At 67.2% G+C, this 11,190-nt stretch carries 8 protein-coding genes and 1 pseudogene; all 9 read right to left on the bottom strand.

Features of this window, described 5'->3' with window-relative positions:
* A pseudogene (locus B1964_RS30850) lies at window positions 1–166 on the bottom strand (HNH endonuclease); the annotation flags it as partial.
* A 386-nt stretch (window positions 167–552) separates the two neighbouring features.
* Window positions 553–2,397: a putative nucleotidyltransferase substrate binding domain-containing protein gene (locus tag B1964_RS00545; protein WP_253193833.1), complete on the bottom strand. Its 1,845-nt coding sequence runs from the start codon at window positions 2,395–2,397 to the stop codon at window positions 553–555.
* Window positions 2,398–2,400: 3 nt separating this feature from the next.
* Complete coding sequence (locus tag B1964_RS00550; RefSeq protein WP_079928405.1) at window positions 2,401–3,966, bottom strand: GMC family oxidoreductase N-terminal domain-containing protein; 1,566 nt, start codon at window positions 3,964–3,966, stop codon at window positions 2,401–2,403.
* A 64-nt stretch (window positions 3,967–4,030) separates the two neighbouring features.
* Window positions 4,031–5,599 (bottom strand): amino acid permease, encoded by a 1,569-nt coding sequence (locus B1964_RS00555; protein WP_079928406.1) that lies wholly within the window; start codon window positions 5,597–5,599, stop codon window positions 4,031–4,033.
* The gene (locus B1964_RS00560; RefSeq protein ID WP_172398707.1) at window positions 5,596–7,104 is read right to left on the bottom strand and encodes an aldehyde dehydrogenase family protein; all 1,509 of its coding nucleotides are present in this window, start codon (window positions 7,102–7,104) and stop codon (window positions 5,596–5,598) included. The genes B1964_RS00555 and B1964_RS00560 overlap by 4 nt, the downstream gene beginning before the upstream one ends.
* A gap of 376 nt (window positions 7,105–7,480) precedes the next feature.
* The gene (locus tag B1964_RS00565) at window positions 7,481–8,299 is read right to left on the bottom strand and encodes an anti-sigma factor (protein ID WP_014358384.1); all 819 of its coding nucleotides are present in this window, start codon (window positions 8,297–8,299) and stop codon (window positions 7,481–7,483) included.
* Window positions 8,292–8,864: an ECF RNA polymerase sigma factor SigK gene (gene sigK, locus B1964_RS00570; RefSeq protein ID WP_172398708.1), complete on the bottom strand. Its 573-nt coding sequence runs from the start codon at window positions 8,862–8,864 to the stop codon at window positions 8,292–8,294. The genes B1964_RS00565 and sigK overlap by 8 nt, the downstream gene beginning before the upstream one ends.
* Before the next feature lie 260 nt (window positions 8,865–9,124).
* Window positions 9,125–9,982, bottom strand: coding sequence for a DUF1295 domain-containing protein (locus B1964_RS00575; protein ID WP_079928409.1), 858 nt, complete (start codon window positions 9,980–9,982; stop codon window positions 9,125–9,127).
* Window positions 9,979–11,190: class I SAM-dependent methyltransferase (locus B1964_RS00580; RefSeq protein ID WP_079928410.1), on the bottom strand; the 1,212-nt coding region annotated here is incomplete at its 5' end. The genes B1964_RS00580 and B1964_RS00575, both read right to left, overlap by 4 nt.

The raw sequence follows: 11,190 nt of genomic DNA on the forward strand, positions 1-11,190 counted from the left end.
GGACTTGTTTCATCGCACCGAAAGCTTGTGGCCCGGTCATCTCCGGATTCCATTGCAGGTCGCTGAGTTGGCTGACGATCGCCGCGAAAACCGCTTCGGCGTCAAGAGCTTCGGTGGTGTCGATCATGGGCCCCTCCCCAGTGGCTGATCGGTGTGATGGCTCCATCGTACTCGAACATTTGAATGAAGGCAAGGGTGTTCGACGAGTGTGCGGAGGGAAAGGTGCTTGTGGACAACGGGTTTCGGGGGTGGGCTGGCGGCAGTTTTCTGTCGGTGGGGTGTGGTAGGGGGTGCGGCTTTTCGTTTGTCTTGCTCTCGATGTGGTTGGGAAGCTTGTTGTCTCACCGGGTCTCGAGGCTCGCCGCACGCGGCTCGCACCTCGACCATCGGGGGAAGACTATCGAGCACAGGGGTCTCGACCATTGGGGGGAAAGGCTCTCGAGCGGGGGGAAAGGCTACCGAGCATCGGGAGAGGGGTTGTCGAGCATCGGGGAACGGCTCTCGCGGATCGGGGGGGGGAGAGTGCTCGACAGTTGGAGCGGGAGCCGCAAGTCAGTTGAGGGGAACCGTGATTCGGGTGCGAACTCGACGTTGGATGTCGCTGATCTCGCGAACGCCTTCGCTGAGCATGCTGCGTTCCAAGGGGCTGAGATCGCTGAGGACGATGACGTCGCCGGGGGTGTGGCCGGCGCGGAGCTGGGTGATCTGGTGACGAAGCCGCAGGCGTTGGGTCATGGCGAAAACCTCATGCAGCAGTGAGGCTTCGGCGGAGGTGAGGGTGCCGACGTCGACGGCGCTGTGCAGGCGCGCAGGGGTGGGAGCCGAGGTGATCCCCGCAGTCAGGCCGGCCCAGCGTGCGAGGTTCACGATGGGTGCGATGACGTGCGCCTTCAGGTCAACGGTCCCGCCGCGACGGGACAGGACGTCGCGCAGGCTCCGTACGCGCGGCCGCAGCGACAGCGCGTTGAGCAGTTGCAGGCGTAGGGCTTCGGGATGGTCGGCCGGCATCGACGAGAACGCCGAGGGTGCGGTGTGCAGGCTTTCGGGACCGAGGATGACGCGACCGTCGATGAGCAGCGACGACATGATGAGCCCGTGATCGGCGAGTGGTGCTGACAACCATCGTCGTGCTGCGAGCAACCAATCGTCGCAGGAGCGGGAGAAACTCGGCGAGAAGGCCACGGCACCATTGGTGTCGGCGGGCAGACCGCAATCGTCGAGGATCGTGTGTGTGCGGCGGGCCAGCGCACGGAACTCGTCCGCCGAACGGTCGCCGTCGTCGATCCAGCTGAGGGCCGAGTCGACGTCGGAGGACGGCATCGCCTCCCGCCGCGCCACGCTACCCAGGGTGATCCAGGCGAAGCCCGACAAGTCGGGGTGATCCTCTAGCGCGAGTTCGACGGCACGGCGGGCAGTGGTGTCGATGATCAACGACAGCACACCGCACGTGGATTCCGCATCGAGGCCCGCGCTCACGAGGTCATCGGCCAAACGTGGCATGGCCTGGGTTGCCGATGCGAGTGCGGCGGCGTCGGTGGCATGAGCGATCCGTCGCTGCAGTGAGCCGCCACGGCTCGCGGCGACCAGCAGATCGGTCTCCTCCAATACCCCGATGGCGCGGCCCCGCGGAGAACACACCGGCATGTGACGAACGCCGGCCTCCAACATCTCCAGCCAGGTGGTGATCGCGTAGCGTCCGGCGTCGACGGAGCGGGCCGGTGCGGTCATCACCTCGGCGACCGGCACATCCGGTGACCGTCCGGCACCGACGACACGGTGGGTGACGTCGCTCTCGGTGACGATTCCCAGTGTGCCGTCGGGCAACTCGATGAGCGCACACGATTGGCCGGCTGCACCCATCGCGCGCACCGCCTCGACGACGGGGGTGTGCAGAGCGACGAACACCGGAGAGTCGCGGATCAACGACGACACCCGCGTCGTCGACGACCAACCCGCGGTGGGTGCGGGCCGGGCGGAGATCGACTGCCAGGCCGACTCGGCGAGGAAGGTCAGTCCCGACCTTCTGCCGAGCACGGCCCGCACCTCGTCGGCGGGCAATGCGATCGCCGACGCCGGCTCGGCAGCACGCGCGACGAACCGTGCCTCACCGCCGATGATGAGTGGTATGTAGCCGAACAATGCTCCAGGGCCCAGGGTTTCGAACACCTCTGGGCGATCGAGTTCTGCCCCAGGAGCCGTCAGCTCGACCCGTCCGGCGCGCACCATGAACACCGCATCCGCGGAGCCGTGACCGTATTCGGCGATGACCTCCCCGGCGCGAAATCGACGGACGCTCGCGCCCGCGGCGATCCGGGCCAGCTCATCGTCGGCCAGTTCCTGGAAAGGTGAATGGGCTCCCAGGAATTCGACGGTGTCGGAGTCCTCGGCCCCGGCCATCACTCAGGTACCGGAGCGGATCAGGTCGGCGCACTTCTCGGCCATCGTCATCACCGTGATGTTGGGGTTGACGATCGGCAGGTTGGGCATCGCCGAGGCGTCCACGACCCGTAAACCGGTGACACCCTTGACCTTCAGGGTCGGATCGAGCACCGCCATCGGGTCGTCGGCGGCACCCATTCGCGCAGTGGCGGCCGGGTGGTAGACGGTGTTGTGGGTCTTGTGGAAGTAATCGATGATCTCGTCGTCGGAGGTGACGTCGGGGCCCGGGGCGAGTTCGCGGGCCACCCATTCCCGCAGCGGTGACTGCTCGGCGATGCGGCGGGCGAGCTTGACGCCGGCGAGCATGACGCGCTCGTCGTGGCCGTCGGGATCGGTGAAGTAACGCGGGTCGACCTTGGGCCGGTCCCGGAAATCCCGTGACCGCAGACGAACGGTCCCGCGTGATCGGCCCTGGGTGACGTTGGGGGTCAAGCAGAATCCGTTCTCGGTGGTCGGATAGCCCCAGCGCAGGGTGTTCATGTCGAAGGGCACACTGCCGTAGTGCATCATCAGATCCGAATGGTTCAACCCCTCCTGGGTGGTGGTGAACAATCCGATCTCCCACCACTGGGTGGAGTCGGTGACCATCGGGCGAGAGGCCTCCCAGAACACCAGTCCCTCGACGTGATCGTCGAGGTTCTCGCCGACCCCGGGGGAGTCGACGCGAACGGTCACGCCCATCTCGCGCAGATGCTCGGCCGGGCCGATGCCGCTGAGCATCAACAGTTTCGGCGTGTCAATGGCACCGGCGGTGACGATCACCTCGCGGTCGGCCGTCACTTCGTCGTATCCGGTGAGGTCGGGTCGTTGGAATCGCACACCGGTGGCGCGCAGCGAGTCGTCGATCAGGATCTCGCTGATCCAGCTGTCGGTGAGCACGGTGAGGTTGGGGCGGGTGCCGAGAATGGGATGCAGGTAGGCGTGTGAGGTCGACATGCGCTCGCCGGCTTCGTTCGCGTTGATCTGAAACCATCCGGCGCCGTTGAGATGCCACTGGTCGCGATTGAACTGCACGGTGGGTAGACCGACCTTCGCGGCGGCGTCGAGGACAGCCTGGCCGCACGGATCGACCGGCGGGACGTCGCGCAATCGGACCGGCCCGTCGTGACCGTGCGGATAGCCCTGGTAGTCGCCGTCGGCGACGTTGTTCTCGACGCGGGAGACGTAGGGCAGCACGTCGTCCGGTCCCCAGCCGGTCGCGCCGGCCGCCTCCCAGTCACGCAACCCCTGGGCCAACGGCCAGAACGCGATACACGAGTTGTGCGAGGAACACCCGCCGAGCACCTTGGCGCGGGCGTGCCGCATGAAGCTGTTCCCGCGCTCCTGTGGTTCGACCGGATAGTCCCAGTCGTATCCGGAGTCGAGCAGGTGCATCCACTCCTTGAGTACCAGGATGTTCGGATCATCGACGTCGCTGGGCCCGGCCTCGATCAGGCAGACCGTGACGGCCGGATCCTCGGAAAGCCGTGCAGCGAGCACACATCCGGCGGTTCCGCCACCGGCGATGACGTAGTCGTAAGAGGTCATGAGCGCGCTCAGATCCTTTCGGGGGTGATGTGTCGAACCGGGATACGACCAGCAGGGGACTCGCTCACAGTCCGCCGCCGATCTGGTCGGCGGTGGGCAGCTTGGATGCGGTGGAATGGGATTCGAGCACACCGATGTGGCGACGGCCGACGGTGAGGTACCAGATGAAGCCGACGCCGAAGATGATGCCGATGTAGACGAAGGCGCCCCAGGTGTTGTACCAGGGATCGCCGTAGACCGCCGAGCGTGGCCACGCCAGGTTGAGTGCCATGCCAACGCCCCAGACCACGGCGACGATGTTCACCAGCAGGCCCCACCGACCCATGGTGAAGTAGCCGCCTTCGGCAAGATCCTTCGGCGGCCATTCCCCGCGGACTCGTTTGAGCAGCAGCGGTGCGGTCACCAGGAGGTATGCCAGGTAGATCATGATGATCGCGATGGAGGTGAGCACGGTGAAGATCTGCGCCTGATCGATGTTGATCACGAGGATCAGCACCGCGACGAGACCGATGACGATGGCCGGGATCACCGGTGTCTGGCGGGTGGGATGTACGGTGGCCAGTTTCTCACCGAAGGGCAAGGCGTTGTCGCGGGCCATCGCGAACATCAGTCGGATGGCGGCGGTGTGCACGGCCAGCGAACAAACGGTGACCGCCACGACGATCGCGACGAGGAAGACCTTGCCCGCCGGCCCCCACATCACCTGCTCGACGATGTATTGCAGGCCGCCGCCGAGGGTTCCGAGTTCGGGGTCGTCGAGGTTGGGCGCGCTCATGATGGCGAAGACCAGGATGGCGCCGCCGATGACGAACGAGGCGAGAATGGCTCGGAGGATCGCCTTGGGTGCGGTGCGGCGAGGTTCGACGGTCTCCTCGCCGAGTGAGCTGGCAGTGTCGAAGCCGTACATCACATATCCCGAGGCGAGCGATGCGACCAGGAACGCACCGAGATAGCCGCCGCTCTCACCGGCGCCGTAGCCGTTGGTGGAGAAGAAGACCTGCGGACCGCGAGTGATGTTGCAGGCCAGGATGATCGCGATCAGTACCGCGGCGATGAGCTCGACGAACACGCCGACCGAGTTGATCAGCGCCATGAGTTTCACACTCCAGGCGTTGATGGCCGTGGTGAAGGCGATGAGGATCGCGCCGAGGATGACGGCGTTGACGGCCGCGTCGGTGGCATCGGAGGCGTCGCCGTAGATCTGGAAGCCGCTCCACAGCCGCGGCAGGTTGAGTTGCAGGGCGAGGACGACCGCCGAGAGGGTGACCACCGATGCGGTGAACATCAGCCAGCCCGAACTCCAGCCGACGACCTGGCTGCCGAGCCGCTTGGCCCAGTTGTAGACCGACCCGGCGACCGGGTACTTGGCGGCGAGCTCCATGAAGCACAGTGCGACGCAGAGCTGTCCGACGAAGACGATCGGCCATGACCAGAGATAGGCCGGGCCCGCGGTGCCGAATCCGAAATAGAACAGCTGGAAGGTGCCGGTGAGGATCGAGATGTAACTGACGCCCGCGGCGAAGCTGGCGAACTTGCCGATGGAGCGGTCGAGGGACTCCTTGTAGCCGAAGTCGGACAGGCCGTACGATTCGTCCGCCGAATCCTTCGGCGCACCAGTGGGAGCTGTACTCATTGATCGTCCTTCTGTTGATCATCCTCGTGCGGAGTGAACCACTGCGACGCCGACGGCGCGGTGTTGTGCCAGATATGTTTGGTCTCTTGGTATTCCGCGAGACCGGTGGGGCCGAGTTCACGTCCGTTGCCGGACTTCCCGAATCCGCCCCATTCGGCTGCCGGGGTGTAGTAGCCGAAGTCGTTGAGCCACACCGTCCCATGGCGCAGCGCGCGCACCATGCGTTCGCCCAGCGCGGCGTCGGAGGTGCGCACCCCGGCCGCCAGCCCGTAATCGGTGTCGTTGCCGAGGGTGAGTGCCTGCTCCTCGGTGGTGAATCGCTCGACGGTCAGGATCGGCCCGAAGGTCTCGTCGCGGACCACCGACATCGTGCGATCGCAGTGGTCGAAGATGGTGGGCGCGAACCAGTATCCGCCGGGTGCGAGTCCCTCACGCTCGGGATGTCCACCGCCGCAGCGCAACTGTGCGCCCTCGGCGATGGCCGACGCGACGTGGGCGTTCATCTTGTCCAGCTGGGCCTGCGACACCAGGGGGCCGGTCTTGGCGGCCGGGTCGAGTCCGTTGCCCATGACGATCTGGCCGGCCCGGGCGACGAGGGCGTCGACGAAGTCGTCGGCGATCGATTCGTGGACGATGAGCCGCGTTCCGGATGAGCAGACCTGGCCCGAGTGCAGGAACACCCCGGCGAGTACCTGTTCGACCGACGAGTCCCAGTCGGCGTCGGCGAAGACGATGTGCGGGTTCTTTCCGCCGAGTTCGACGGCGACCTTGGTGACGTGACGCGCGGCGGTCTCGGAGATGATCCGCCCGGTGGCGAGCCCGCCGGTGAACGAGATGAAATCGACCTCGTCGGTGTCGGTGAGTGCGGCACTCAGCGACGAACCGGCTCCCTGAACGAGATTCAGCACACCTGCAGGCACACCGGCCTCCTCGCACAACCGGACGAACGCGATGGTGCTCAGCGGGGTGACCTCGCTGGGCTTGGCGACCATTGTGCAACCGGCGGCCAACGCAGGGGCGATCTTCCACGAGATCTGCAGAAGTGGATAGTTCCACGGTGCGATCAGCACACAGACCCCGATCGGTTCGCGCACCACCCGACTGATCACCCCGGGCACCCCGGTGTCGACGGCCCGATCGGCCTCGGTCTCCACCAGACTTGCGTAATAGCGGAGAACCGACTCGACGTCGTCGATGTCGATCTCGCTCTCGGCCAGTGTTTTTCCGGTGTCGAGGGTCTCGATGCGGGCGAGTTCGGCCTTGTCCCGGACGAGGAGATCGGCGATGCGGCGTAGCAGTGCGGCGCGTTCGGCGACCGGGGTGGCCGGCCACCGGCCGTCGTCGAAGGTGGTGCGGGCGGCCGCGATCGCCGCGGTCACGTCCTCGGGGGTGGCCTCGTCGACCCGGATGAAGCTCTCACCGAGCGCGGGGTCGATGATCTCGCGGGTACCGCCGTCGGCGGCGTGATGCCACCGCCCGGCGGTGAACAGTTGGGCCTCGCCCAGAAGCGGTGATGAAAAGGTGTCCGACGAGACGGATTGATCGGTGGTGCTCACGTGAAGTGGCCTCTCCGCGTTGGTGGATGGTGTTCTCACGACTGATGACGAAGACGGGGGTGACGAAAGACGGGATGAACATGACGAGACCGCGAACACGAACGAGTGCGTGGGACGCGCCCACGGTGGCGGTCAGGGCTCGCACGGGCGCGTGGACGTGCGCGAGCCCCTACGGACGGCGGGTCACAGTGTTGCTCTGTGCGCAACTCTGCGCACCTGTTGCAACAAGTGTTGTGCCAGCCCGGTGTTCTGTCAATAGGTGAGGAACCCATGGCTGCGCCGGCTCCCGTCACCGAGAGGACGTGAGCCGGTCTGGGCGTCATGATCAGCGCAGCGGGAGCTCGGCGACGATCGAACCGGGAGACGTTGCGCCGGCGGCGGGTTCGACACTGAAGCCCAGCGCCGTCGCGTCGCCGATATGGGGGATGACCGCAGTCGTCGATGGTGCGACGTCCTTGTCGGTCATCGTGCCGGCCAGGGTGGCGCCCTGCGGGCCGAGTAGCCACATTTGATAGACGGTGCCGGGCTGAGGTGGTGGCACGTCGTTCATCACGAGGACCGCCGCGTCGGCGCGCTCGGAGTAGGTCACCGACGCCCGACCGGTGGCCACCGACCCGGAGCTCGTCCGAACGTCCTTGGCGCTGAACACCTTGGCGGCGGTGGGCTGTTCGGTGGTGGTCTTGCTCGACAGTCCACTGCCGATCGCCCACCCGATGGCCCCGACCGCGACGGCGACCACCGCGGCAGCGGCGAGATAGGCAATCCGACGTCCGGTCCGGGTGACGTCGGGAGCGGCCGCGGCACCGCCCGACGCGACGGACTCCGGGGCATCCGAGCGTGCGGGGTCGTCGGTCGATCGCGGGCGGATCTCGCGGACACCGGCGGTGGTCGGGTGGGCGGCCTCGCGGGCCTCGGCCGTGGCCGCAGCCAACAGTCGGTCACGCAGCTCGGCGGGCGGGGTCATCGCGGTCGACGCGCTGACCGCGGCCATCGTCTCCCGGGTCGCGGCCACGAGCGCGTCGAACTCCGCGCGCACCGCGTCGTCGGCCTGCGCACGCCGGCGTCGGACCGAGTCCAGTTCTGCCGGCGACAGGGCATCGAGTCCCATCAGCGGCGCCATCGCGAGCAACTCGTCGTCAGACATCCCGATCCCCCAGGCATTCCCGCAGACGCGCCAAACCGTCCCGGATGCGCGACTTGATCGTCGGCAGTGCGACCGAGAGCTGCTCGGCGACCTCCCGGTACGTCAGCCCGCGGTAATAGGCCAGCGACACCGACTCGCGTTGGATGTCGGAGAGACTGCCCAGGCAGTTGATGACGCGTTCACGTGCCTCGCGGACCTCGACGGCGTCGGCGACCTGATCGAAGCTGATCGTCGCCGTGGCCTGGCTGTAGGTGGTCTCCCGCCGATCGCCGGCGACCTCGGAGCGCACCCGGTCGACCGCGCGTCGGTGCGCCAGGGTGATCAACCAGCTCAGCGCCGACCCGGCCGCCGGATCGAACTTGTCGGCCGACCGCCACACCTGCAGGAACACCTCCTGCGTGGTCTCCTCGCTGTATCCCGGATCGCGCAGAACGCGAAGGACCATGCCGTACACGCGATCCCCGGTCCGGTCATAGAACTCGGCGAAGGCCGCCGAGTCGCCGTCGGCGATCCGCGCCAGCAGATCCGGCAGTGCCGCGTCCTCGCGGCCGTCGGTTGCCGTCACCTCGACGCCTCTGATCTCATCGCCGATCACCCTAACCCGCGGCAGGGGGCCACTCAACGATTCGGGTGTCCGGCTCGCCCGGAGATCTCCCGGTGCGGTCGCCGACGGGCCGAGCAACGGTGACACCGGGCGGCCGTCCGGCTGTGTCATCGGGAGGCCTGCCGGCCGGGTCATCGGGAGGCCTGCCGGCCGGGTCATCGGGAGGCCTGCCGGCTGTGTCATCGTGCGGCCTGACGGCCGGGCCACCGCCAACCCGGCGGTCATGGCGTGGCGCGGGAGTCGGCCGTTGGCGTCGACGAGGGCGGCAGCGGGAAGAAGTACGAGGTGCGTTGCTGGTACTCGGGATAGCCGGGTCGCGTGCTCATCGACTTCTCCAGCAACCGGGCGCCGGTGGCGAATACGAGGAAGTAGGTCATCACCACCGGTGACAGGACGGTGAGCACGCCGGGACACGGGACGAGCGTGGGACCGGTGGTCATCGCCCCCGATGTCGCCGCCAGCAGCCAGATGCCCCACCACACCGACGCGTCGCCGAAGTAGTTGGGGTGACGCGTCCACGCCCAGAGTCCGCGATCCATGATCGCGCCCTTGTTGGCGGGGTCGGCCTTGAAGGCGCGCAGTTGCGCATCGCCGATCGCCTCGAAGCACAGCCCGAGCGTGAACAGCGCGATGCCGAGGCCGCCGACGATCCATGCGAGTGCGGGGGTGGGGCCGGCGACCGCCGACACCTGGATCGGCAGCGACACGAACCACTGCGCGGCCCCCTGCGTCGCGAAGATCTTGCGCGCGACGACCGCGAAACCGTTGCCACCCGAGCGTTCCAGCATCTCGGTGTAGCGCGGGTCCTCGCCCTTGCCCTTCGATTTGCCGACCATGTGCCAGGCCAGTCTCAGCCCCCACACGCTCACGCCGAGCGCCAGCAGCCAGCGGCGCGTGGGGTCACCGCCGCCGAGGATCAGCGACAACCAGGCGACGCCGACGAATCCGAGGCCCCACGTGACGTCGACGACGTTGAAACGCCCGATCCGATAGCCGATCGCGAAGGTGACCGCCTGCATCACCGCGAGCAGGACCAGCGACGACAGCGTCAGGACGAGAAATCCCGACCAACCGGTCATGACCGCTTCCGGGGAGCCGTGCCGGCCGAGCTGCGGGTGAACAACAACTGGTGGACGTCGAGGTACCCCGCCCGGAATCCGGCCTCGGAGTAGGCGAGATAGAACTGCCACATCCGCATGAAGGTGGCGTCGAAGCCGAGGTCGGCGATCCGGCGCCGACGGGAATCGAAGCGTTCGCGCCAGAGCCGCAGCGTTTCGGCGTAGTGCGCGCCCATCGACAGCGAGTCGGTCAGCCGCAGCGTCGTGTGCTTGTCGGTGACGGCGCGCAGCGCGGGCAGCGAGGTGAGCTGACCGCCGGGGAAGATGTACTTGTGCACCCAGGTGTAGGTGTGGCGGGAGGCGCGCATGCGATCGTGCGGCATGGTGATGGCCTGGATCGCGACCTTCCCGCCGGGCGCGAGGACGCGGTCGATGGTGGAGAAGTATGTCGGCCAATACTTTTCACCGACGGCCTCGATCATCTCGACCGACACGACGGCGTCGTAGGTGCCGTCGACCTCGCGGTAGTCGAGGAGATCGATCTGCACCTTGTCGGCGAAGCCGGCGTCGGCGACGCGACGCAACGCCAGCTCGCGCTGCTCGGAGGACAGGGTGACCGAACGGACCGTGGCCCCCCGGGCCGCGGCGCGCAGGCACAGTTCGCCCCAGCCCGTTCCGATCTCGAGTAGGCGCGTGCCCTCCCCGACACCGGCGAGATCGAGCAGCCGGTCCACCTTGCGGCGCTGGGCATCGGCGAGATCATCCCAAAGTGGATGCAGCACGGCATGTTCGGCCGAGACCCCGGGGTCGGCGAACAGTGCGCTCGAATACGTCATCGTCTCGTCGAGGAAGGTGGAGAACAACTCGTTGGACAGGTCGTAGTGGCGCGAGATGTTGGAGCGGGTGTTGGCCGTCGTGTTCTCTTCGTCCTCGGGATGTTTCGGCAGCACCACCCGGCGCAGCGCCTGTAGGGGTCGGGGGACCAGCCGCGCGACCCGAGAGGCGAACGGGGTGAGGACGCCGACGAGGTCATCGGTGCTCCAGTCGCCGGCCATGAAGGACTCGCCGAATCCGATCAACCCGTGAGACCCGACCCGGCGCGCGAAGTCGGTGGGGCGCCGAATGATCATGCGCGGCTGCACATCGTCGGTGCGACGGCCGCCGCGGGTGCCGTCCGGATACTCGATGCGCACGTCGAGCCCGGCGGTGGCGTGCCGGAACAGCCAGGA

It is taken from the genome of Gordonia sp. i37, from assembly GCF_002043085.1.
Lineage (GTDB): Bacteria > Actinomycetota > Actinomycetes > Mycobacteriales > Mycobacteriaceae > Gordonia > Gordonia polyisoprenivorans.